This window comes from Vibrio sp. 10N.261.51.A3 (assembly GCF_041471965.1).
Taxonomy (GTDB): domain Bacteria; phylum Pseudomonadota; class Gammaproteobacteria; order Enterobacterales; family Vibrionaceae; genus Vibrio; species Vibrio crassostreae_C.
Genome location: NZ_JBFRPK010000035.1, coordinates 14,000 through 38,049 on the forward strand (window position 1 = coordinate 14,000; position 24,050 = coordinate 38,049).

A 24,050-nucleotide genomic window follows, 5' to 3' on the forward strand; every position below is an offset into this window, starting at 1 on the left:
ATTCGTTCGCATGAGTTTATGGAATGTTAGAGTCGCAAATTTATCAATTGAACGCTAGCCTCATCGATCGTATTTTGGGCGAAATTACCTGAGGCGCTCATGAAAAAAATACTCACTCTTGCATTCCCTTTGATCATTTCACAGCTGATCTCTATGGCTTTAGTCCTTACTGATGTTTGGATGATGTCGCGTATCAGTGTGTCAGCCCTTGCGGCTGGTGGCTTAGGTGCCTCAATCTACTTTTTCATCTTCATTATTGCGAGCAGCACCGTGGGTTGTGTCGCGAACTTGATTGCGATTGCTTATGGTCAGCGCGTAGCTCGCCCTGAGTTTGGTAATACTCAAATTAGATTGGCGGTGAAAGGCGCAACCATGTTGGCATTCGTGCTCAGCGTGACCTTAATGGCCAGCTTCTGGTTTGCTCCGTTGGTATTAGAAGCAGCCAAACAGCCACCAGAAGTGATCACTTTAGCCATGGAATATGTCCATGCTTTGAAGTGGGTAATGTTGCCTTCGCTTATCTTGTTGGTACTTCGTGGCTTAACCAGTGCGTTTGGCAACGTGCGCTCCATTCTTGTGATGTCGATTATCACCGTAATTCTGAATGTGCCAGTGAGCTACTTTCTCACCTTCCAATTAGACATGGGCTTAACAGGTTTAGGGCTTGGTACGGCTATCGCGGCATTTATCGTGATGGTTGGATATACGGTTTGGGTATTTAAGCGTGACGAGTTTAAGCAGTTCGCCCCTTGGCTAAATACAGAAGAGTATTCAATCAAGTTGATGAGCCCATTGTTGTTGATGGGTCTACCTATCGGCTTGGCTGCTTTACTTGAGCATGGCTTGATTTACGGTGGCACCTTGATGGCGGGCACGATCAGTATTGCTTCGTTAGCCTTGCACCAAATCTTGCTGCAATGTTTAAGCTTTACTTGGAACTTCAATTTTGGTTTCTCACAAGCTGCGGCGATTTTGGTTGGCCGTGATTTTGGCGCGGGTAACTACGAAGGAATAAAAAGAACCTCGATTCAAAGCTTCATATTGGTGTCGGTGTTGAGTGTGGCGTTGTCGGCCGTGTTCATTATATGGCCTGAGATGATCGCTTCTATCTTCAAGTTAGACGATGGCACGGGTGCTATGACTTCACTACTGGCTTCTGTGATTTGGGTCGTTGCTTTGTGCTTTATTGTTGATGCTTGGCAACTACTGGCGATTAACCTGCTAAGAGGCATGAAGATTGTCTCTATGCCAACCGTGATGACTGCCATCGGTTACTGGGTATTTGGCTTACCTGCGGCTTGGTATTTGATGCCTAAGTTCGAATTGGCAGGGATTTGGGGCGGAATCGGTGTTGGCTTAGGCGTGACAGGTATTCTGCTGCTTATCCAATTGATGCGTGTCATTCAAAAGAACAACCAATCTCCAGATTTGTCGAATCATGCTTATACGTGATTTGCTTGTGATGCTCGCCTTTACCATGGAACCTTGAACGATAAACGTTGTATTGCTGACCGAGAACTATCAATTACCAACAATGACCTATAAGCCCTAAATTGCGTACTTCGTAATTTAGACCTTGGTCTTACAGAAACCGAGCTAAAAGGTGACTAGAATGATTTGAGTTGCTCACCGTTTTATCAAGGAATACACAAATGGAAGTTGGATTGTTCTGGGCTGAAAAAGGAATGTTAGTGCTTGGCGCACTGTTTGTTTTGACGAGCATGATGCAGTACGGAAGACGCAGTAGTGATTGGAAAGGCGTGATTACGATGTTCTACAAGCGTATCCCAATGAACATCGCCGAATACAAATGGTATCGCCTGGGGATCGCGTTGTTGGTATTTGCTGTGATCATACGTTTCGCATTACTGATTTTATGGCCTTCATATCAGTTCTAGTTCTCTTGCATTAGCTTTGTTGGATAGCTCTCTATCATGGCTACATAAAGCCGTTCAATGAATGAGTCAGTCGAGCCTTAATAAACCCGCTTGTTAAGGCTGCTGTTAAATATAATAGTGCTATTACTCAACAGCAAGGATTGGCTATTACCTTTGTAGCATATTGTTTTTCATGAAGAATAATGCGAAATAATAGCTTACCCACCTGTTTCATCATTCTTACTAATAATCTGCACATAAATCCATTCACCCCGTACCTGATACCATAATGTTCTGTTACACTCGGTCGAATTAGCTTTAATTTGTCAGTGGTGCATTTATGTCGTTCCCAGTTCTTATATGTGATGATTCTGCGTTAGCAAGGAAGCAGATGGCTCGGTCACTGCCTAGTTCTCTAAATGCAGATATAACTTTTGCTGTTCATGGGCTTAATGCACTTGAAGAGCTCGCTAAAAACCAATTCAAATTGATGTTCCTCGACCTAACCATGCCGGAATTAGACGGCTATGGCACATTGGAAGAGATGCAACGTTTAGGCGATACCACGCCAGTTGTCGTTGTTTCTGGTGACATACAACCAAAAGCACAACAGAAGGTGCTGGATCTTGGCGCCAAAGCATTTTTGCAAAAGCCGATCGATAAAGAAGCGCTAAAAGCCATTTTACGTGAGCATGTCGAGCCGCCAAAACAACCTCAAATCATTACCCCAACCGCTTTAGAACTGCCAATACTTCGCAGACGCGATATCTATATGGAAGTCGCGAACGTAGCGATAGGCCGTGCCGCTGATGCACTGGCTCGTCACTTTAATGTGTTTGTTCACCTACCGCTGCCGAACGTTAACATCTTCGAAGTGAGCGAATTGCACATGGCACTTCGTGACTTGGCTGACAATGACCAAGTGTCGGGTGTTTGCCAAGGCTTCAGTGGAGAAGGCATTGCAGGTGAAGCGCTAGTTTTGTTGAGTGATTCCAGTGTGAGCGATCTTAAGAAGCTCATGAAGGTGCCAACAGAAAGCGAGCAGCTAGAAGAATTAGAGTTGTTGATGGATGTATCGAACATCTTAGTCGGCTCTTTCTTGAATGGGTTAGGGGAGCAATCAGAAGTTCGTTTCTTCCAGAGCTCTCCTGTGCTGCTAGGTCAACACATCTCGATTGATTCGGTGATTGAAAATACCAGCGGCTCATTTAAAAAGACCATGACGTTCGAAGTCAGCTACAACATAGACGGCACGTCCATCCGTTGTGATCTTCTATTTATGTTCGTTGATGAGTCTCTGCCTCTTCTAGACAACAAATTGGCCTACCTAATGGAGGAGTTTTAATATGCTGAATCTTCCTGCTGAATTTGAACAGTTCCACTGGATGGTAGACATGGTTCAAAACGTCGATATGGGGCTGGTGGTCATTAACCGTGACTTTCAGGTACAAGTTTGGAATGGCTTCATGACGCACCATAGCGGTAAGCAATCGCATGATGCGATCGGTAAGTCGATCTTTGAGTTATTCCCTGAAATTCCTGAAGAGTGGTTTAGGCTTAAAACAAAACCGGTTTATGACCTAGGCTGCCGTAGCTTCATAACGTGGCAACAAAGGCCTTATCTGTTTAAGTGCCGCAACGTGAGGCCAGTAACTCAGCAAGCTGACTTTATGTATCAGAACGTCACGCTTAACCCGATGCGTTCTCCAACTGGGCAAGTGACATCCTTGTTCTTGTCGATTCAAGATGCGACTGCTGAAGCTCTGATGTCTCAGAAAAAGGCTTGACGTACCTTAAGGTGAAAATTGAATCGCCTTATAAGAGCACTCTGAAAACCAAATAAAAATGGCCAAGGTTAATCCCCTTGGCCATTTTTGTATCTGATCCTGTAGTAATGAGTTCGAACTAAAGAAAGGCGTTCCGTGTTCGTTAACTTTAGTCGAGTTGTTGTTAGGCTCTATCAACAGCGGCTTGTATCTGCTGGGTTCTCATAAATAAGCGCATCTAACCTGCCATATTTTGTGGACTTTACCCCGCTCATCCAAGTTTCGAACGTGCTAATCGATCTTGCCTTTGTACTTTATAAATTTCAGGGCTAATGAAAGAGGGCTGAGATCGGCACTCGAAGCGAAAAAAGTCAGAAAAAAATGAAATTATTTAAGAAAAAACGCATTTTTTGATTCAAGAAAAGTGTGATTTTTATGTGATTAAAGGGCACTTTTTTCACAAATTTGCCTTATCGAAGATTTTTTCGCCGAATTTGCAAGGGAAACGTTTGCGCAATAAACCGACAGCGTTTGCGTGAATATGTTGTTAAGTTATTAATTACTATGAATTTAGTAGGAAATGACGGGCGGGAAGCTTTTGCCAGATATGGAATCTTTGAGAGGATAGCACAAAAAAAAATGAAATATCAGACTTGCTGTTAGTAAATCACAGCCTATAATGCTGAAAACCGGAGCGTCTGCCAACGCTCCGGTTTTTTTGTGTCCGAAACTCAGTAAAGCGTCTGCCAACGCTTACCGAAAACGCACGACACGTAATATGATTACAGGACAAATTATCATGCGTATCGAACAAGAACTTAAGTTAGGTTTCAAAGATGTACTCTTCCGTCCGAAGCGTTCTACCCTTAAAAGCCGTTCTCAAGTTGAATTAACCCGCGATTTTACATTCAAGCATAGCGGTCGTCAATGGTCTGGTACTCCAGTAATTGCAGCGAACATGGATTCGGTAGCAAGCTTTGAAATGGCAGCGGCTCTAGCAGAGCACGGTGTTATGACTGCAGTACACAAGCACTACACAGTAGAGCAGTGGGCTGAGTTCGCAAAAACAGCAGACAAGAAAACGCTGAACAACGTATTTGTTTCAACAGGTACTTCTGAAGCTGAGTTTGAGAAAACTAAGCAAATCATGGCGCTTAGCGACGAATTCGTATTTATCTGTATTGATATCGCTAACGGCTACTCAGAGCACCTAGTTGAGTATGTACAAAAAGTACGTGCTGAATTCCCGACTAAAGTTATCTCTGCTGGTAACGTTGTAACGGGTGACATGGTTGAAGAGCTAATCCTAGCTGGCGCAGACATCGTTAAGGTTGGTATCGGCCCTGGTTCTGTTTGTACTACACGTGTTAAAACAGGCGTAGGTTACCCTCAACTTTCTGCAATCATCGAGTGTGGCGACGCAGCACACGGCCTTGGCGGCATGATCATCGGTGACGGTGGCTGTTCATGTGCGGGTGACGTATCTAAAGCGTTCGGCGGCGGTGCTGACTTCGTAATGCTAGGCGGCATGCTAGCAGGTCACTCTGAGTCAGGCGGCGAAGTTGTAGAGCAAGACGGTAAGCAATTCATGAAGTTCTATGGAATGTCTTCTCAGTCGGCTATGGACAAGCACTCAGGTGGTGTTGCTAAGTACCGTGCTGCGGAAGGTAAAACTGTTTTACTTCCGTTCCGTGGTTCAGTTCACCACACAATTTCGGACATCCTTGGTGGTGTACGTTCAACTTGTACATACGTAGGCGCAGCAAAGCTTAAAGAGCTAACTAAGCGTACGACTTTCATCCGTGTACAAGAGCAAGAGAACAACGTATTCGGTAAAGAGTAACGTTTAAAACACTTGTTTGAAATTTTAAGAATTGAGCCACTTTAGAGTGGCTCTTTTTTTACCTGAAATTTGGCAAGTGGCGACAAAGTGGCGACAGCCGAGCAAAAAATTTTGTGGCGGTAGGTTACAGGTTAGAAAGAGGGTTATGGATAATTGCTTCAGTTAGGTGATCAGGTGCGAAGTGGGCATAGCGCATTGTCATGCTGATATCGGAGTGGCCTAGAATATCCCTTAGCACTAAAATATTTCCGCCATTCATCATGAAGTGACTTGCGAACGAATGACGCAAAACATGGGAGGCTTGCCCTGAGGGTAGGGTGATGCCAAGTTTATTCTTCAATATGTAGCAGAAAGGTGTATAGCACTCTTCAAAGAGCTTCCCTGAGGTTGGTTTGTATATCTCGTTGTAAAGCTCTTCAGAGATGGGTACAGAACGATTCTTCTTAGTTTTGGTATTGGTGAAGGTAACTTTATATTTGCTTAACTGAGAGCCTTTCAGTTGAGCAGCTTCATTCCAGCGAGCCCCAGTGGCGAGACATAGCTTCACTATTTTCTGCATATCTGTTCGGTTGTGTTTAGACACGTGTTCAAGCAATAAAATAATGTGCTCTTTATGAAGAAAAGACATGGTACGTTCGTGATCTTTAAATGGCTTAACTTCTTCTAAAGGATTCGGTCCTTTCCACTCTCCAATTTCCTTCAATTTAGCAAACATAGCCTTAAAGCGCGCGAGTTCTGAATTTAGCGTTGCGATACTAGGTGCCCCTTTTTGCCAACGCGCATCAACAAAGCTAATTTGCCCACTCATTCGGTTACTTCTGAATTCAGAGTATGTTTTTGCAACGAAAACGGTCGCTACAGGGTTCCCCATCGCGTTAGCCATTCTTAGAAACTTACTATGAATGACACTGCCATTGGCAAGTGTTGCACCATAGTGTGAGTACCAAAGCTCGATAAGTTGAGAGAGTCTTCGATGATCTGGTTTGTCTCCCATCCATGGCTTATCGTCAACTTCCTTCATCGTATGAAGCTCAAAAGCCTTAGCTTCACCCTTAGTCGCAAACTTCTTACGAACACGCTTTCCCGCTCGCCCATTTGGGTAACATTCGCAGATCCAAGGTTTGGTAGAGCCATCTTTTAAATTGCGGATAGACATAATAAAGCCTAAAATAACTGTATATAAAAACAGTATAATTCGAGCTAAAACGTAGAACAATGTTTTATATCGGACAAAAAGCACAGGTTAGACACCTTTCTCAAAGTGCTAAGAAAATTAATAGGTTCTGCTATGTATCAATCAATTCATGTGACTGCTGGCTATAGTCATTTCAAAATCAACAGTGATGGTCCAATTGGGGTAAGTAAGAAGAACCAAGGGGTGATTGATGCGCTTTTGAAACTAGGTAATCGCTTTACTGCGCCATTTGGTGGGTTTATAGAAGCAGAGAACGTAGTGGGTTTGAAATGGGTAAAGCTGGTCGATATTAAGTATCTGTGCACTGATGAGGAAGCCGAAACTATCGAATATGTGATACAAAAAGACCACTATGTAGTGGGTACGTATCAAGACCAGAAGTTGTACATTTTGTTGTTTGGTGGGGAGCCAAAGCACCACCAGATTAAAGGCCTTGAACAAGATGGGAAAAACAATGTGTTCGGGTTATTCCATTAAGAACAAACATTTCATATTAGCGATTTAAAATTTAATAAACGAGTAAATTCAGAATGGATTGTCTAATTTAGATAGTACTAGGTAAGTATAGTTTAACACGCGAAACTAGTTTCGCGTGTTAAACATGAAAATGTCTAATCGATAATAGAGCAAGTTTGGTTATCAATATCTGTTTTTAAATACTTATACTTTTTGGTTACAATTTCACCATTACTGTACCTTACCTGCACAGGGTCATTTCTACGATATTTCTTCTTTTTGTTTAGAAGGGGCTTGATGAGCCTCGCATTTGAACTGTTGGATACTAATTCTTTGATTCTTCGGGATATAGAATCTTGCTGCTCTTTATTGATTAGAGGTTCACCATTAGGGATTTGTGAAAGTCTATATAAAGCTTCATTCCCATACTTAGATATGTCGGCCATAGATGATAATTGATTTGCACACTCAGTTGCCCAATAATAGATTGTGCTAGAATCATATCTTCGACTTCCTTCGAGATTAGTTAAACGTTCTTCAATTCGTTTTATTAACCCTAAGCCCAAAGCTGGATTGTTATTTTCCAGAGAGTGATGTATTGAATAAGAAATACAAAGAACATCTTCTTCCGAAAATTCTGTACACATTTGGAGTGACATAAAATAGTTGTCAATAAGTTTTTTAGATGACTTATTAACAGGAAATGAATCAAGAAGACACTTTCTAATTATAGAGTGTTCTACATCAAAGTTTACCGATGAAATATATTCGAATAGTATACTGAAACTTGTAGCAAATTCGTCAGCACTATTAGCTATTTTTAAATACAAATCACCTTCATTAATTTTGGTTTGCTCTAATGTATAGTTAATTAGTTTTTTGTATCTATCTTTGCAAAAATTGAAAGCGAAGAGTATAAAACTATAGTTTAATTTTTCATTGTAATCAATTACACCATCTGAGTTTGTAGATTTTTTTATTGTAATTTTCTTATCTAAGATATGATCAATAATAGTGTTTATTTCTTTCTCATTAACGTTGTCACTTAATATGGCTTTGTTAACAGATAAGAAAGGGTAATGTGTGTCTATATTAAATGCTAGTGATTTATCAAGAAGTTGAATTTTACGATCTACGTTTAAATCGCTTTCGTAGGCACTAAGATTATAGTACGAAATTGATTTTATCTGAGAGATTACTTGCCTTGTATTCTCATCTCCATTTAATGTGTCGTCCATACTAATTAGCTGATTTAATAAATCATTGGCATATACTTTATCGGAAATATTTGATGCTAAGTTTAATGCTGCAGTTGCCCAAATAATAGACATCTTATAATTGTCTATTATATACTTGAACTTCTCGTTACCTTCGGTAGTTTTACCTAACTGATGCTGGGTTAATCCCGTAAGTAAGTGCTGGTTGTAGTGCATAACTGGTGCAATAGACTCTTCTACAATTGAAGTTAATAGGTGATTTTCAGCATCACTATAGGCACCAATTTTAAATTCTGCTTGACCAAGATAATACATTATCATTGGTTCGCTGGACTTGTTTGCGCTACTTGATTTTACTATTTCTAGTAGTAACCTTATACCATCTTCATATTTTTCTTTTATATCAATTAGTTTTATCGCCTTGTTTATGTTCGCTTCAATATTTCCCTGAAGTGAAGACAACCATTCTAATGATAGAGATCTTTCTATAATCTTATTTTTAATTTTTATTTTATTTTCATTTAGACTATAAGCGCATATCCCATGTAGATAAAGTCGGTTTTTTGTCCCATCGGATAGCTTCAACGCTTCTTCGTTACCTTTATTTTCTACTATTTTATAAACTGCAGATTGAACCTCACTATCATCTGATACTAATTCTCTAATGTGATCGATTGGGGCCACATCGAAGTTTGAGAAATATTTTTTGTTAACTATCTCCTCAATCGAGCTTCTGTTAATTTTTCCGCCTTCAATAATCATGGATTCTAGTTCCGAACATATATCAAAGGTCAATCTTGGGTTTCCAGAAGTCCATTCGTAGATTGAATGAATAACTTCAGAGCTTATACAAAGCTTACTTTTACGAATAAATGTTAGAAACTCTTCATACGTAAAATCATCGAGATAAATTTTCTCACCAATATTAAATGGTGATTTGTTTTTATCTCTAATCAGATCTTTTGGTTCGATTACGCCTGATAAAATATAAGTAAGTTGCTCGAATTTTGGGAAATTACTGCGAGCAAAGTAGTTACTTCGAATGACTGCGAAAATATTGTCGGAGTATTTGGTACTTCTTAACGCGTCTATCTCATCAAGGATAATTACTAATTCAGTATTTAAAGCGCTGAGAATCAGTAGCAATGATTTTGTATAGCTAAGGTGGTCTACTTTTGTTCTATCTCTAAGGTGATCGATGTCTCCTCTAATTTCCCAAAGCTCATCATCGTGAACATCAAGTATAGAGTCAATTATATAATTATAACACTCTCGTTCAGTGTCGAACTTGTTCGATAGGTCAATATATACAAATTTTCTTGACTCAGTAGTCAGATTTTTTTGAGCATTGAATAGCAAGTTGGTTTTGCCCATCTGTCTAGCAACTAAGACATAGCCAGGTCTTTGCATTTCTTCAATGATATCTTTTAACTGTTTGTCTGCTGAGCGCTCAACATACAGCTCCTGAGGAATTATAGTGTATTTCTTTAATACTTTTTTATTCATATTCGTTGTACTCAGCGATTACTTTTTGAGTGGTTGCTCTGATTTCTTCAACAGAAAATTTATTTGATCTATATACTCTATGGACGAACTTACTCATCAAACGAGGAACTTTTTTACTACTTGTTATAATAATATCTCTACCAGCTTTACATATTTTCTGGCCAAGTGCCCTATTTTGAATATCAAAAAGACCTTCTATTTTCCCTTCCCATTCATTGGAATGGATGAATTCGAATGATTCAATAAGTTTCCCTCTGTTACCTTCTGGTGAAACAGGAGGAAAGATACTAGAGATAACAAAGATTATATTTTTATCAGGGTTGCTCTTTTGGTAAAACCTTACTAGTTTAACTGCTACTGTACAGAATTGGTTGATTATGTTGATATCTGAACAGCTCATTTCGTCAATAACAATTACAGTATTATCTTTTAAGTTACATCCGTTGAGGTAGGATGACATTGTCTTAGCGTCCAAATGTTGAGGGATCTCAACGTAGTTTTGGTACATTGAAATGCTTTCAGCTATACCCCGTAATATATCTTCTAATGAATCAATAGTGATGGGTTCTAGATCACAATAGATATTAGAAATATTGCTTTCCTTTAAGTTACGCATGATCAAAGCAGTTTTACCTGTCCCTGACTCACCGTGTAACCAAGTGTTCATCTTGTCATTTATATTTGCATTAAATTCATCATCGCACTGTCGTACGCAGTAAAAGTCTTTAGAACGTTCTGTATAATTTACAAAGCATACATCTCTAAGTGGTGCAGTAGTACCATGAGATTCAATTTGGCCCATGAGTTCTTCTAGAGTTTGTATCCCAGGAACATCGTCTTTTACGGAATCAAGACGCTTAAATACTATTTGTTCTTCCATTGAGGATTTCGGTAACTTGGACAGGATCCCAAGTAAAATAATTTTTTCATTAAACGATACAAACACTCCAGAACCTGAAATGCCTTTATATTCTATGGCTCCACCAATCCCTTTATTTAGGTTATGAAAGCTCCCTTTATTTACTGAACCTTCAATATCATGAATTCCCACACTTCTTACTTCTTGATTAAGAGCTATTTGAGCAATAGCACTTTCTTGCGGGTGGCTAGTGATAATTTCTGGGCAATTAGTACCTAGTTTTGATATATCGACTTGGAGAGATAAAGATAGTTCAGCAAGGATTGGTAACGTATTATTGTTGGATAGCTCTATGATAGTGACATCGCTTAACTCAGAAGTCTCATGCTGTATCAAAATATCAATAGCTGGAACCTTACTGTCTCCGACCGCTAGGCTGATATCTTTGACATCGAAACTATTCTTGCATATCCCTTCTCCGTAAAGGACATGGTGGCAGGTTAATGCAAACGAGCGTCCTTGTGACATGAATGGGACTCCGCTACCAATACATTTATCGTCACGGTAGATTTTACCGTGAAGCTTTTCTTTGTTTTGCAATAGAATGTTCAAGAGTGCTCCAAAGAGCGCTGCTCAATAAAATGTAGGTTATCGATAGGGAAGTCGCATCTCTGGCGAATATCGTCTTCAATATCATAGTTTAGGTAAATCGTGAACGATGTATTTAGTTCAGCAGCTCGTTTTTGAAGTAATTGAATAGTTTCAGCATCTGGGTGATCGTATCTACCACCGTTAGTAGAGATATAGTAATTTGTACAGCCAACTAGTTCCAATAGCTCTTCATTGGTATTGTGGCTAGAGCCATGATGGGATAGCTTGAGGAGATCCAGTGATAGTGGATTTTCTGTTGAGTAGCCTCTATTTTTAAGGCTATTACACGCCGACTCAGCATGTGAATCCCCAAGCATAAGTATATGAATTTCATTATAAGATAGCAGAAGAATTAGTGATGATTTGTTAATAATGTCACCGGATTGAGTTTGCTGTTTCTTGTACTCTAAAGTTCCATCTTTGTAGATGATATTACTTTCCCAATTTTCATATAGTGACTCAACAGTTGCTTTGTCGGGAGCCAATACAAGCACGTTAATATCACCAAAGGATAATTCTTGCCCCGTAGTAATTTGGTTAAAATATTTTCCTCGCTGTTCGAGGATTCTTTTTAAACTGTGTCCATGTTTGAAACCGACTTCTTCTCCCTGATATTCACTTGGAAATTCAGGGTGATTCATGAATAATTGGTATGGAGCAAGGTCTAGCTCTTCATCGTTGGCGAGGTTGAATATTCCGCCCAGGTGGTCGTAGTCAACATGTGTAATAAATATCGCATCAATCGCTTCGTTACTTATATGCTGTTTTATTTGCCCGTAGGTTGATGGCATGCCCCCATCGATTAAAATATTTGTACCGTTGTTCTTTACTATGAATGAATCGCCTTGAAGCGCTCTAAATGAAATAAACTCCATCACTTCTTCTCCATCACCAAAGCCACGCGCCCCACAACCCTTACTTCATCTTCCTCAACAGTCAGAGTCGAGCCGTTAAAGCTGATCGCAAGTTTTTTGCCTGGCAAACGCTGAATGTCGTTTAGACACAGTAAGCCATCCATATCTACTAAGTACGTTCCACTTACTGCTTGGTGAATTTCTTTATCGATAATGAATGTAGTCCCATCGTGCTCGATGCCCATTACATTCAGAACCCCAAGTTTGTCTAAGTAGCTTTTATCAAAAGCTAGCGTTTCATTGCCAACAAGCTTGCCGTTTGAAAGTGAAAAGAGATCAACATCGAAGAGTCTTTTTACTTCGTTTTTCTTGGATGTATGGGTTTTCTTGTCATCAAACGGTTCACCTTCTCCCAAGGCTAGATATTTGATAGAAGCTCCAGTCCTCAAATGAAGTCTCACAATCACTTCGTAAGGGGTCAATCCTCTCTGGTGCCAAGTCGATATCGTGCCTTTTGACACACCTAAGCACTCACCAAGCGACTTGAAGTCACTTGTTTTTGTGACAAGCTTCATCCTTTCTGTTACATCTCTACCACCGATGTACTCAAAAGAGGGTATTTGTTCTTGATATTCACTCATAAAAAGTCTACATTTTCACTCAACGGTTAACCGCGAGGTGCAACTCGCTAGTCCGGTACAACACATTCAATAACATAACAGGATATCACTATGCTCTCATATCAAGTAGTCCTAAATACGCCTTTCATGACGTACGACCAATACTCTCATTTTTCTGGAATGCCTAAGCGCACCATCATGGATTGGGTAGCCGATGGCCGCTTACCTATTAAAACTAAAGCAAAAGGTAAAGAAACTCCTCTCATCAATATGATCGCCTTAGTAGAAATGGCGACTCGTGAAGCTATGGAAAAGTTGGGGTAGGCCGTCATGCGTTTATCTTCCCTAATTCCAACCAAAGAGTATTGCCCGTTGTGGCTCAATGTTCTTGGTTGGGGCTTCGTTTTCGTCCCGTTTGTCTTCAATTGAGTATTGGTTATGAACGAAATTGACTCAATGTGCGAATTCCGTGGCTCTAAACAAAAGGCATTTAACGAAGCGTGTTGTGCATTTGCGAACTCGGAGAACATGACCAAGTTAGCAAAGGCCGTGGATATGAATGCCACTATGCTGCGTAACAAGCTCAACCCAGAGCAACCGCACATCCTTACCAGTGTAGAACTTGTGATGATCACCAAAGCGAGTGGCAACTTCACCATCCTTAATAGCCTTTTGCTTGGCCTCGGTGTGGTGACCGCACAAATCCCCAATGATGCGAGTGAAGAAACTTTCATTAAACGCGCATTAGAAAACGCGATGCACTCTGGTGACCTGTCTCGTATGGCTTTAGAGCATGCGGGAAACGACCGCCTTAGTCGCACTAACAAACACGTCATTATCCAAAAGGCACAAGCGGGTATTAGCAACCTTGTGCTTCTTATCAACGATATAGAAAGCCGCACAAAAGGCGTTTCCCCATTCTTAGCTATGAGTGTGGATTTGGTCGCTAATGGTTCGGCTATTCCCGGCTTAAGTTAGAGGAAATTATTATGTCAGTTGCAACAGTCGAACATTCAAACCAAGCAGTACCACCACTAGAAAATCCATGCCCTGATTTGCCTTGTTGGTCTTTGAACCGTGAGCAAAAAGAACGTGGCCTTTTAGCATTACAGCGTACGCGAAGAGAACTTGGCGAGCGCCAACTAAAGCCACTTCGTTCAAAGCGTGAAGAGTTACAGGCTCAGTTTTCTAAGAGCAATTGCCGCGCTGAACAAATGCGCATTTCACGTGAAATTAACCGAATTGATGCCAACGCGCAGGATGTACTTTCGCGCTGGTCATAACTCAGTTACACCCAAGCAAACCTAACCACTAGGCGTTATGCCTACAGCCTTTATCCCTCTTTGATTTTAAGAGGGAGGTTTTTTTATATCCAAAATTTGAGGAATTGAAGATGAAAACACACGTAATGCTCGATCTAGAAACAATGGGAAATGGTAGCAATGCTGCGATTGTTTCTATTGGTGCCGTCGTTTTTAACCCTAGCAATGGTCAGCTAGGTGCTGAGTTTGAAGAGGTAATTAACCTTAATAGCGCTGCCTATTACAGTGATATTGATGCACCGACTGTAACTTGGTGGTTATCACAAGGTGATGAAGCTCGTGCAATCTTCCTAAAAGAAACGCCAAAGTCTTCACTTAAAGATGCCTTGCTTGAGTTTAACCAGTGGTTAGCTGATTTAGGTGAATCCAAAGACATCTGTTTATGGGGCAATGGCGCAGGCTTTGACAATGTGATCCTAATGAACTCTTTCAAAGCGACTCGCATTCGTCCTAATTTCATTCATTGGAATGACCTTGATGTGCGAACCATTGTGAGAATGGGCCGTGACATTTTAGGTATCAACCCCAAGGAAACGTTAGTTCGTGAAGGTGTTCATCATTCAGCCTTAGATGATGCGAAGTTCCAAGCTCAATATGTTTCTGAAATTTGGGGCAAGTTTTATATGGTGACGTGCTATGCCGCTGATACGCAAGTTGTCTTAGAAGCGGAGGGGAACGCATGAGCTATCAAAATGCCCACAACCATATGTTCAACCTATCGTTTGAACAAATCGTTGATCGCTTTGAAAGTGCTAACCAAGAGCAGCAACAAGAAATTCTGATTCAGCTCGATGCTATCGCAAAGAAGCAAGATCCTATCGCAACCCACCGATCGCAAGAAGATGTTTTGGCCGATATCAAAGAAGCAATGACAGGTGATCGTGCTCGTGTGTTCTTTGGTCATTCATTCCCTAGCTGGTACCGCAACGGTTCGATTGAACAAGTTTCACAGCTTCACCATTGGGCGAACTTAGATATGAGTAACCGCCATCTGTTTCTTGAAATGCTTGGCCTCCGTGACTTAGGCCACTTTGACGATGAAGCGTTATATCAATTCGAGCAGTTTTGTTTATCGGCAGTGGGGGCGTAAGCATGAAATTACATGAAGTAAAAACCCAATCAGAGTTTTTTAATGAAGTTCGTTTAGGTCGTAAAACGGCTGAAATTCGAGTTAATGATCGTAACTATCAAGCCAACGATGTGCTGATACAGCATGAAGTAGACAGCGAAGGCCATAAAACGGGGGCTTCCCTGGTTCATGAAATTACGCACGTACTGCAAGGCGGTAAGTTTGGTTTAAGCAAAGAGGTATGCGTTCTTTCTCTTTCAAATTCATCTCACTTAAACAGTGTGATTTTGTTGGGGCATTTACGAGATCGTTTAGTTGAAGCTGCCGACTGCATGGAAGCGGGCATTGATGTGGTTCGAGAGGCTGGGCTCACAACCGCAGACCTAAAAAGGCAGATTCAAGACTCACGTTATTTTGCTACAGAGGCAACGACTCTACTTAAAAAGTTAGGGGAGGAGGCTGCATGAGCACTATCTCTGTTTATCAGAAAGACTTGAACCACGCGTTGCGTTCAGAAGGGTTTACTACTCGCAAGATTGAACAGTTCATGCGTGTTTTCAATATCACAGAAACTAGTCAAGGCGATGTGCTGAGCTTGGACTCTACGCGAGCACTACTTGTGAATGTTAACGGTACGGAACAAGGACTTTGTTTGGAAGATTTCATTACCGCTTGGTGGGCGTTTTGGATAGTGGTGTACAACACGGCTTCTGACCGAGATATCGCAAATCAAGCTTTAGGTGCCGTTCGTGCGCTGTTCTTTGTGTCGGCTTGTAATAAATCCACTTCTCAAACTAGTCAAATGCAAATGTGGTGGCGTGATATGGCCGATGAACATGGTTACCCAACTGTGGAGGCTTGCTGATGCTGAGTTATGTAGCAGTTGCCCTGAATAGTGGTGGCGGCGTTGTTCGCCATGATGAAACCAATGAAGTGAAGAATGTGTTGCTGGGTGAGTTTGACTCACCAGAGCCAGCGATTGATACGGCTTGCGAGCTGTTCAACTGCCAGCACGTTTTGAACGGGGTGATTATTAAAGGTAATCACACTGGCGGTCATATGATTATGGATACACAGGAGCTAGCTGCGTTATGAGCGAAGCACAGAAAGTTGCGGCTGAAGCGCCTGATTACATTGAAACTCTATTAGTCGAAATGCTGGAAGGCGATCACTCAGATAATGAAGTGCTGTTAGGTACTTTGCTATCTGGTGATGAGTCTATCCAGGTTCAATTGAAAATCACACGCAACCCCACAGATTTTTTGGATGAGTGTTAGTGACATACTATCAACCAGTTAAACCATTAAATCGCTTTTGGTTATGCCCTTTACCTGCCATAGATGAAGGGCTTATTTGTGTTCCTGCAGGTTACGAACCCGCTAATATAGAACCTGAAAATCTTTCAGTTGTTGAACGTAAGTTATATGAAGTAAACCCAGCAGATAGAGAATGGCTATCTGAACACTTTGCTGATCTCCCTCATTACCTAACTAAATATTTCGCCAATCGCTATGTTTCGATCTTCAAGAAGCAAGGACGTTTTGCTGCGAATACATTTATCCGTGAAAAGATGGTACCCGCGCATAGGCGTGTTCTGTTGGTGCTAGAGCAATACAAACAACTTCCTACTACCTCTAAGGTTGCTTTGCTGAGTGATGCTGTCGATGTCGAAAGCAGCCCTCAGCAAAACAACTTCAAGCAAGCGAATCAACAAGCCAGTTTCGATTTTGAACAGGCCGAGAAAAATCGTAAACCTGTTCGAAGCAAAATCATTGCCGAGCTAGTTAAAGATGAACTTCGAGAGATGGCATTTAAAATCGTGTCTATCTTGATCCGTTATCAAACGGTACTGACTCAGACGATTGAATGTGAAACCGAGAACGGTGAGAACATCGCGGCATTAATGGTTTACAACCAGTGCGTTTCTTTGGTGCGTAGCTTTGGGGTAAAAACACCAAGCGATGACAAGATGATTACGCCTGAAAATATCATGTCGTCTATCTCTAAACTGAGTTGTGAAAAATGGTGGTTTAGACGCTTAAAGCGCATTCGTAAAATTATGCGCGAGCACTTAGCTATTGCTATGGGGCAGGTGTCGGCGAAGGCGTCACCTTATGCTTCATGGGATTGCATTCAAGAACATAAAGTTCAGCAAAAGAAGAACTGGGATTTCATTCAAGGCCAGCTACTTAGAGAAGAGGCCACTGGAGAAGAAGTTGAAATGGAAGACATGGTGTTGAAAAGCATGTCAAACCCAGCCATTCGTCGTCATGAGTTAATGGTTCGTTGCCGTGGTTGTGAAGATATCGGCAATGAACTTGGCCTACAAGGTTTGTTCCTAACACTGACAGCACCATCGAAATATCATAATAGTTATAAGAAAGGTGGCTTCATTCCACACTGGAACGGCGCGAGCCCACGTGAAGCACAAACCTATTTGAATAAGGTTTGGCAGCGTATTCGTGCCAAGTTAGGTCGTGATGAGATTCGTTGGTTTGGTATTCGAGTTGCTGAGCCACATCATGATGGTACTCCGCACTGGCATTTGCTGATTTGGGTTAAGCCTGAGCATGTGGCCAAGGTGCGTGACGTGTTTATTCGCTATGCGGTCGATGAAGACAAAGAAGAACTTTACCCGTTCTTCGATCGCAACGAAAAACGTGCAGCCAAAAAGCAGTCTATTCAAGGTCCATTCAATTATCAGCCTCGTTGTGACTTTGGGTATATCGACCCAGAAAAAGGCACAGCAACGGGTTACATCGCTAAGTACATTTCTAAAAATATTGACGGCTATGCCATGGGTGAAGAGGTTTCGAAAGAGACCGGGCAATCTGTGCAAGCGATGGCCAAAAACGTCAACGCCTGGAAGAGTCGTTGGGGTATTCGTCAATTCCAATTCTTTGGTGGGGCGCCGGTTACCACTTACCGTGAACTGCGCCGACTAGCTAGCCAAAACAAGAAAGCCTTTATGGAATACGTTTTTAAGCAAGAACGTGAAGATCTAGCTTCTATTTACCTAATGTCGATGTACCGTTTGGTTGGTCCCTTTAAGCCTGCGCATGTCATGACGAATGCTGAATTAGTGGCTGTGATTGCTGAGAACTATGAGGCGAGGGCTGATACTGACCAAGTGAATGTCGCAGGAATAATGAAAGCGGCCGACCACGGTAACTGGCAAGGCTACATCATGGGGCAGGGTGGGCCATTCGTTAAGCGTGAGGATTTGTTGATCACGAACTCTTATGAAGTGCTGCCGTTTGCTTCTCCGCATGGCGAAGACGTTCGCAAGATAGAAGGCTTTGTTGCTGCAGGTGAGTTGGTTAAGACACGTCTTAAGACCTGGCAGATAGTAACAAAAACAGAAAAGAGCGATGAAGCTGAAGCGGGGGCTTTTGATCTTGCTCTTTCTGGAATCTCTGATTCCTCTCGGAGTTCTGTCAATAACTGTACGCTACCGCAGAAAGTACAGGTCAGCGATCAGCTTAAGCGATTATTAGAACCTTACTCAGTAGGTGGTGGGTTACCACCAAACATTGATGGTTCAGCTTTAATCGCGCTGCAACAAGGCAGCTCAATTAGAATAGATGATGAAACAAGTATAAGAATTCGCCCTGCGGAGAACCTACCGTGCGGCACGGTTCGCCCTGCCCAGCTCGTTGAAGAGTACCGACCCAAGCCAGATTTTGGCTGGTTAGATGCTCTCAAGACAAAACAGTCTGGACCTTTAGCTGGTGAAGACGACGATTATGAATATGAACAGCCTAATTTGTCGTTCTTCCCTGAAACTGCTGAATGGCCGCTGATATGAAGGTCAGATAAGTTATCAGAATGAGGGGTGAATCTCGCTTCATAAAAACACTGTATGAATATTTGTAAAATTACTGTATATTTATCCAGTCTTTTGGTTTGGAGTAGAGCTATGTCATTAAAACAACAGGACATATTTTTACAAGCGATGGAGTTCATTATAGATGCTGTAGCACTCAGCACTGAAGGTGAAAGCAGAGCTGATGTAGGTATTTATTTGATGAGTTTATTGGTTGCAGACCAAAGAGAAGAGTTGAAGCCTGAAAAGTTAGCCGCAATGAAGCAGCTAATTGAGATGGCTGATGGTGGAGATAGCCCGGAATTTAAACTTTAGAGGATTGATAGCTGTTGTTTTAGTTCTTGGCGCTGATCGGGTGCCAGGGCTTTAACCATTTCAAAAGCTAACTGAGAAGTCGTTTTAGCCGAAGGGCTAAGAGTATGGCTGAAGGTTAGGTTCATCACAAAGGAATGACCGCATTCGGGGTCACTACAACTACAATATAAATCGCTATAACCCGCTGAAATACGGTTTGATTTTTGTATGCGGGCTTTCCCGCCACACTCCGTGCAAACTACTCTCATATAGCACCATGAACCTATCGAAATGATAAGCCCATAGTACTAAATTATGGTGATGATTTATACAGTCCTCAGGGCTTTGGGGATGTCTTTTTGTTTTTCTCGTGGGCGTGCTTACCTAGATGAGCCACAGCTGCCTGGCTATGCAGAAAAATTCTGTATTTTGTGAAGTGATGAATCATACGCGACAGATAAGTTATTGAATATGTGGTATATCAATGTGTATTCTTTCGTGCATAAGATTACTAGATAGATAAATTCTGTATTTAAATGCCGAATTTTTCTGTCTAATAAAGCTGTTATGTGACCTGAAGTTTTTATATTAATCTTGTTTGTTATCAACTTGTTGATTATCATTGATTGTTTTTATTGAATGTGAGTCCGTATATGAGAATTGCGACAAAACTACTAACTTTAGCTCTTTCTTTTGTCTCCACTGCGACATTTTCAAGTGAGCTCTTAATTATTAATAATCAATATAGTGATATGAGATACAATATGTATGGCTTGGGAGAGCGAACTATCAAAGCTAGAAATGACGGAGGCACCTACAGGCGCTCAGTTATTATTGAATCAGCCATTAGTATCCCTGAATGCAGTTCAACAAATGCATATACAGTTCAGTGTCCAATACTAATTCTCAGTAAATCACCTTGGGAAATGGCGTACTCAATTACTGAGACTAAATATCTGAAACTTGAAGCGAGTTCATGTACATTTAATAGGCAAAAACCGTCGACGGACTACATTATATCTTGTAACTAGCTGCGCCCTAGGTAGGCATTAGTTTTGGTCAAGCAAAGCCGCACCATTAATAGTTCACATAACAAATAAGGATTAAGCGTTGCGTAGCCAACAAATTGCTTAAGACGGACTGCCAACGCTCGACGAAGTTACTTCAAAGTTTGCTCTGTGTGTACGGTGGCTTAATTTCGTTTTGTGGTATGTTGTTAGCCACTTAGCATCAAGCTTGAACTTCAGCATTTCCCATAGCCACCGCTCACGGTGGCTTTTTTACGTCTGTCACACAGCCCACCTAAAACACAGCCCACCTAAAACACAACCAACCCACGAAAATCGCACTCCTCCTCCCCACCTGAAGCGTTTTCGATCTCATTTTTTCGCAATTCTATTTCAGTGAAATTCTGCCGCCGCTATGGAAGCCTAACAAGCCGCTAGCCCTTTAGGAATAACGGGGCTTGCCGCGAGTTAATAGTCCTTAGAACGGCTTATAGAGCGCCTAATAAAATTGCGAAGAGTGCAAAAAATTGAAAGGAATTGAAATTCTGACGATCAGTATTGATCTGTTGGTGTTTGTTAAGTGCTTGAAATGTTTGTGTTTCTGTATTTTAGGTCAGTTTTTTAATGATCGTTTGTGTTTTGTGACGATCATTTGAGTTGTTTCTCAGCCCTTATGAGGAAAGGGCTGAGCGTAAATTACAGTGAAAAACATAATTGCAAAAAACATCACGCCAATTAGGCCGCGACATTGTCCAAATTGAAGGTCAAATGCAGGTGTTCTGGTACTTCTGGGTCGTTGTTCACGGCATCCATGAACATTTCACAAGCGGGTATCACTTCATTTTTGCAGTAAACGTAATCAAATTTAATAGGGTCACCACGCGTACCACCGTTTGGAATGATTGCGGCCAGTTCGACAGGGAAGCGATGGCCGGTGATCACCTCTTGTGCGGTGACGTTCTTAATTTTCTCGTACTCATCTTTGGTCGCAATGTCGCCAACGGGTATGAGTTGAATCCCTTTCTCATTGCCGTTTGGAATATTGATGAACATAGAACGGAAGTTACCCACGCCACGGCTTGAAGCCATCTTCTGCTTTAGGTCGTCTTCATCTTCTTTACTTAAGTTCGGGTCGGTAGCGTAGAAGATAAAGCCCATGTGCAAACCGTTCTTATAGTAGCGGCGGCGGAACGTGGTTGAGTCTTGACTAAGTAACGCTGATTGAACACAACCAAGGTAATCCGGACCACCGTAAACTTGCTGGACTGGGTCATATTGTTTGATGAATATGACGTCCTCTTTCTTGTAACTCTTCTGTTTGTTGCCACGCTCTAAGAAAGCAAAATTACCATTCTTACGTTTGCGTAAATACATAGTAGGAATAGGCCATAGCCCAATGACTTTGCCAAAGTAATTACGCAGCTTAAGCAGGCCCGTGTCACCAAATTCTAAGAAGTCATGTACGGCTGATTGCATTTGTTGCTTCTGCATTCCGCCTTGGGTGTAACGACCTGAGATCATATTGCGGCGAGCCATTAAGATAGAACCGTGATAAGCGTTGGCTCTAGTGAGTTTGTTTAGCCCAGCTCTATCCAAAGGTGGTTCCCAGTAGTCACCGTCTTCGTTGTAGTAAAGCTCGTTGTAATCGTAGTTGGTGAAATCACGGTCCATGATTTCCGGCTCACCAAAGCTAAACATCAAGCTTTCATCATTAGCGGAATCTTTCGTGATTATCTCTGTTGTCTGTTCAGTCATTGATTTACATCTGCCATGTTGATTTACGTTTTTCAGAGTGATCGAGCGGCTCATTAATGCAGGCATGGGAAATCGCCCAAAAGGCATCGGCATGCCCGGTTAACTCGCTGCGCTCTGCTTTGAAGGTCATGTTGTTGCCACTATTTGTGGTCGCTCGCTTGATAGCCATGAATGCCATAGCGATATCTTTGTGCTCAGCATCAAATTGAATGCGGTTGGCTTCGACCACATCAATCATCTTCATCACCAACCGGTTCTTACTTTCATTGCTGTATTGAATAGCCACGGTTTCACGTGGGTGTTTCTTGTTGATCAAGTCATAGACACCCGCGCCAATGCCTGTTGTATCAATGCCCAAATAGCTCACGTTATAACGCTCAAACACTTTTGATACTTGCTGCGCCTGGTACTGAAAGTTCAAACCTCGCCAGTAGTGTTTTTCAAGTACTCTGAATTTTTCAACGGCAACAATGGGCGGTGCTACCACAACTAAACAAGCATTGTCTCGAGTTCGGCTTGGGTCGTAACCTAACCAAACTTCACGGCGTTCGAAGGGGTCTTTGTCATTTGGCTTGAAGTCTTGCCATCGGCTAATGTCCACCATGGCTTTTTCGAGGGCTGAGAACTTGAAGACGGAGCTGGCGCCATCAACGAAAATACACATAAACAGATTATCAAAATCGTCTTTGCTGTATTCGTCGCGCAGTTCATCAATATCAAAAAGCTGACAGCCGCCTGCAGCCGCATCTTCAATTGTGACTATGTAACGCCATTGCTTATCTGGGCAGAGTCGACCGCCATCTCGGTATTCGTCAAAGGTAGGAAATTCAATATTGGTGCGGGTATCACGGCCTCTGCGCCATTGGTCACCGGTCCAAAATGTGTAAGCCTGGTGTGTTTTAGCGGAAGGGGTCGAGAAGTAGGTTTTACGCCAGTTCTTATGAGTGGCCATAGCTGACGCGAGTTTGTTCAGCTCATCGAATTTCGGGATCCAGAAATACTCATCCACATAAACATGGCCATGATAACTTTGCGCGGTTTTTGAGTTGGTGGATAAGAATCTGAGCTCAGCCCCGTTAGAGAGAATGATCGGGTTACCCGTCAATTCAACACCTAAAAATTCTTCACCAATCGCAATAATGTAGCTTCTGAATACTTCGGCCTGGGCGCGAGAAGCGGATAAGAATATCTGGTTATCGCCAGTCAAAATCGCATCTTCTAACGCTTCGCCACTGAAGTAATAGGTTGCGCCAATCTGACGAGATTTAAGAATATTACGCGTACGTTGGTGCAGGTTGTTACGCATCGTGTGCTGATATTCAAAGAGTGATTCATGCCAGGTTGCGAAGTTCTCTTTGGTCAGCTCAACAATGTTGTTCTTCTTTTTGCTCTTCTTTTTCTGATTGTCGTCAGACTTATTTGAACGCGAGCTCTTACCGCTAGTTTTAGCCACAGGTTCAGTTGCGTTAGATGAGTGTTTATCTCCAACTGGCTGAGCTTGAGCATGGGATTTTTTAAGTTGTACGTGGTGCTTGATGAGCCTATCAAGCATGTCGAGCTGGCCTTTGGTTGGGTTTTCCAGTTCAAGCAGGGTTTCAATTCTACGCGCTATCGATTCATCAATCGTTTGCTCGCGCAACATATCACGCCATCCAAATTTGTCAGCCCAGTGATAAATGATTCTGGTGCTGTTCAAACCTAGTTCGGAAGCGATTTCATTGGGCGTCCAAGCCTTTAAATAAAGGGAACGGGCCGCGTGTCGTGTTTCAGGAGAATATGCCATGAACCAATCATACGCCGAGGTAACAGCCTAAATTGCATAGCAAAATTCGGATGGGTTCGGATACGTCCTGTATCCGAATTGGTCGGAATTGAAGTGGCTGAAACAGGTAAATCAAAGGCGTATTGTGAAGACCTGAAGCACCTAACTGAC

Annotated in this window: 25 protein-coding genes; 17 read left to right on the forward strand and 8 right to left on the reverse strand. The window is 41.9% G+C overall.

The window, feature by feature from the left end:
* The first annotated feature begins 99 nt into the window (after nt 1-99).
* The 5 genes from AB4371_RS10205 (at nt 100) to AB4371_RS10225 (ending at nt 5,486) form a co-directional block, all read left to right on the forward strand.
* Nucleotides 100-1,452 (forward strand): MATE family efflux transporter, encoded by a 1,353-nt coding sequence (locus AB4371_RS10205; RefSeq protein WP_017062432.1) that lies wholly within the window; start codon nt 100-102, stop codon nt 1,450-1,452.
* Between the two features lie 200 nt (nt 1,453-1,652).
* Nucleotides 1,653-1,898: a hypothetical protein gene (locus tag AB4371_RS10210; protein ID WP_010430578.1), complete on the forward strand. Its 246-nt coding sequence runs from the start codon at nt 1,653-1,655 to the stop codon at nt 1,896-1,898.
* Nucleotides 1,899-2,217: 319 nt separating this feature from the next.
* Nucleotides 2,218-3,222 carry a response regulator gene (locus tag AB4371_RS10215; RefSeq protein ID WP_029236531.1) on the forward strand — a complete coding sequence of 335 codons (1,005 nt, stop codon included), beginning with the start codon at nt 2,218-2,220 and terminating at the stop codon, nt 3,220-3,222.
* A gap of 1 nt (nt 3,223) precedes the next feature.
* The gene (locus AB4371_RS10220) at nt 3,224-3,664 is read left to right on the forward strand and encodes a PAS domain-containing protein (protein ID WP_017062430.1); all 441 of its coding nucleotides are present in this window, start codon (nt 3,224-3,226) and stop codon (nt 3,662-3,664) included.
* 778 nt (nt 3,665-4,442) lie between these two features.
* Complete coding sequence (locus AB4371_RS10225) at nt 4,443-5,486, forward strand: GMP reductase (RefSeq protein WP_372149582.1); 1,044 nt, start codon at nt 4,443-4,445, stop codon at nt 5,484-5,486.
* Between the two features lie 124 nt (nt 5,487-5,610).
* Here the strand turns inward: AB4371_RS10225 and AB4371_RS10230 are convergent, their stop codons facing one another.
* On the reverse strand, nt 5,611-6,642 hold the full coding sequence (locus AB4371_RS10230; RefSeq protein ID WP_372149584.1) for a tyrosine-type recombinase/integrase: 1,032 nt from the start codon (nt 6,640-6,642) through the stop codon (nt 5,611-5,613).
* Nucleotides 6,643-6,774: 132 nt separating this feature from the next.
* Here AB4371_RS10230 and AB4371_RS10235 point away from each other — a divergent pair, with 132 nt between their 5' ends.
* Nucleotides 6,775-7,158: a hypothetical protein gene (locus tag AB4371_RS10235; protein ID WP_372149586.1), complete on the forward strand. Its 384-nt coding sequence runs from the start codon at nt 6,775-6,777 to the stop codon at nt 7,156-7,158.
* Between the two features lie 134 nt (nt 7,159-7,292).
* Here the strand turns inward: AB4371_RS10235 and AB4371_RS10240 are convergent, their stop codons facing one another.
* From AB4371_RS10240 to AB4371_RS10255, 4 genes are read right to left on the reverse strand one after another with little or no spacing between them, the layout of a single operon-like run.
* Complete coding sequence (locus AB4371_RS10240) at nt 7,293-9,860, reverse strand: AAA-like domain-containing protein (RefSeq protein WP_372149587.1); 2,568 nt, start codon at nt 9,858-9,860, stop codon at nt 7,293-7,295.
* Complete coding sequence (locus AB4371_RS10245) at nt 9,853-11,331, reverse strand: ATP-binding protein (RefSeq protein ID WP_372149589.1); 1,479 nt, start codon at nt 11,329-11,331, stop codon at nt 9,853-9,855. Before AB4371_RS10245 ends, AB4371_RS10240 begins: the two co-directional genes overlap by 8 nt.
* Nucleotides 11,328-12,245 carry a ComEC/Rec2 family competence protein gene (locus AB4371_RS10250; protein WP_372149646.1) on the reverse strand — a complete coding sequence of 306 codons (918 nt, stop codon included), beginning with the start codon at nt 12,243-12,245 and terminating at the stop codon, nt 11,328-11,330. Before AB4371_RS10250 ends, AB4371_RS10245 begins: the two co-directional genes overlap by 4 nt.
* Nucleotides 12,245-12,865: a phage repressor protein CI gene (locus AB4371_RS10255; RefSeq protein WP_372149591.1), complete on the reverse strand. Its 621-nt coding sequence runs from the start codon at nt 12,863-12,865 to the stop codon at nt 12,245-12,247. The genes AB4371_RS10250 and AB4371_RS10255 overlap by 1 nt, the downstream gene beginning before the upstream one ends.
* 90 nt (nt 12,866-12,955) lie before the next feature.
* On the opposite strand from AB4371_RS10255, the gene AB4371_RS10260 reads away from it, so the two are divergent.
* The 11 genes from AB4371_RS10260 (at nt 12,956) to AB4371_RS10310 (ending at nt 19,376) form a co-directional block, all read left to right on the forward strand.
* Nucleotides 12,956-13,168, forward strand: a complete 213-nt coding sequence (locus AB4371_RS10260) for a hypothetical protein (protein WP_016788127.1) — start codon at nt 12,956-12,958, stop codon at nt 13,166-13,168.
* Nucleotides 13,169-13,282: 114 nt separating this feature from the next.
* Nucleotides 13,283-13,822, forward strand: a complete 540-nt coding sequence (locus tag AB4371_RS10265) for a phage regulatory CII family protein (RefSeq protein ID WP_016798828.1) — start codon at nt 13,283-13,285, stop codon at nt 13,820-13,822.
* Between the two features lie 11 nt (nt 13,823-13,833).
* The gene (locus tag AB4371_RS10270; protein ID WP_017072074.1) at nt 13,834-14,127 is read left to right on the forward strand and encodes a hypothetical protein; all 294 of its coding nucleotides are present in this window, start codon (nt 13,834-13,836) and stop codon (nt 14,125-14,127) included.
* Between the two features lie 110 nt (nt 14,128-14,237).
* A complete protein-coding gene (locus AB4371_RS10275) occupies nt 14,238-14,849 on the forward strand; it encodes a 3'-5' exonuclease (protein WP_017072075.1) in 612 nt (203 codons plus the stop codon).
* A complete protein-coding gene (locus AB4371_RS10280) occupies nt 14,846-15,256 on the forward strand; it encodes a hypothetical protein (protein WP_017072076.1) in 411 nt (136 codons plus the stop codon). The genes AB4371_RS10275 and AB4371_RS10280 overlap by 4 nt, the downstream gene beginning before the upstream one ends.
* Nucleotides 15,257-15,258: 2 nt before the next feature.
* Nucleotides 15,259-15,702, forward strand: coding sequence for a DUF3850 domain-containing protein (locus AB4371_RS10285; RefSeq protein WP_017072077.1), 444 nt, complete (start codon nt 15,259-15,261; stop codon nt 15,700-15,702).
* Nucleotides 15,699-16,100: a hypothetical protein gene (locus AB4371_RS10290; RefSeq protein WP_017072078.1), complete on the forward strand. Its 402-nt coding sequence runs from the start codon at nt 15,699-15,701 to the stop codon at nt 16,098-16,100. Before AB4371_RS10285 ends, AB4371_RS10290 begins: the two co-directional genes overlap by 4 nt.
* On the forward strand, nt 16,100-16,330 hold the full coding sequence (locus tag AB4371_RS10295) for a hypothetical protein (RefSeq protein WP_016798823.1): 231 nt from the start codon (nt 16,100-16,102) through the stop codon (nt 16,328-16,330). Before AB4371_RS10290 ends, AB4371_RS10295 begins: the two co-directional genes overlap by 1 nt.
* Complete coding sequence (locus AB4371_RS10300) at nt 16,327-16,512, forward strand: hypothetical protein (RefSeq protein WP_017071738.1); 186 nt, start codon at nt 16,327-16,329, stop codon at nt 16,510-16,512. Before AB4371_RS10295 ends, AB4371_RS10300 begins: the two co-directional genes overlap by 4 nt.
* Nucleotides 16,512-19,043, forward strand: a complete 2,532-nt coding sequence (locus AB4371_RS10305) for a replication endonuclease (RefSeq protein ID WP_372149596.1) — start codon at nt 16,512-16,514, stop codon at nt 19,041-19,043. The genes AB4371_RS10300 and AB4371_RS10305 overlap by 1 nt, the downstream gene beginning before the upstream one ends.
* A gap of 111 nt (nt 19,044-19,154) precedes the next feature.
* Entirely contained in the window at nt 19,155-19,376 is a 222-nt protein-coding gene (locus AB4371_RS10310) for a hypothetical protein (protein WP_017071736.1), read from the forward strand.
* Here AB4371_RS10310 and AB4371_RS10315 read toward each other — a convergent pair.
* The 3 genes from AB4371_RS10315 to AB4371_RS10325 form a co-directional block, all read right to left on the reverse strand.
* Complete coding sequence (locus tag AB4371_RS10315) at nt 19,373-19,624, reverse strand: ogr/Delta-like zinc finger family protein (RefSeq protein WP_017071735.1); 252 nt, start codon at nt 19,622-19,624, stop codon at nt 19,373-19,375. The genes AB4371_RS10310 and AB4371_RS10315 overlap by 4 nt on opposite strands.
* Before the next feature lie 1,473 nt (nt 19,625-21,097).
* Nucleotides 21,098-22,117: a phage portal protein gene (locus tag AB4371_RS10320; protein ID WP_372149598.1), complete on the reverse strand. Its 1,020-nt coding sequence runs from the start codon at nt 22,115-22,117 to the stop codon at nt 21,098-21,100.
* Between the two features lie 4 nt (nt 22,118-22,121).
* Nucleotides 22,122-23,900: a terminase large subunit domain-containing protein gene (locus AB4371_RS10325; protein WP_372149600.1), complete on the reverse strand. Its 1,779-nt coding sequence runs from the start codon at nt 23,898-23,900 to the stop codon at nt 22,122-22,124.
* Between the last annotated feature and the right edge of the window lie 150 nt (nt 23,901-24,050).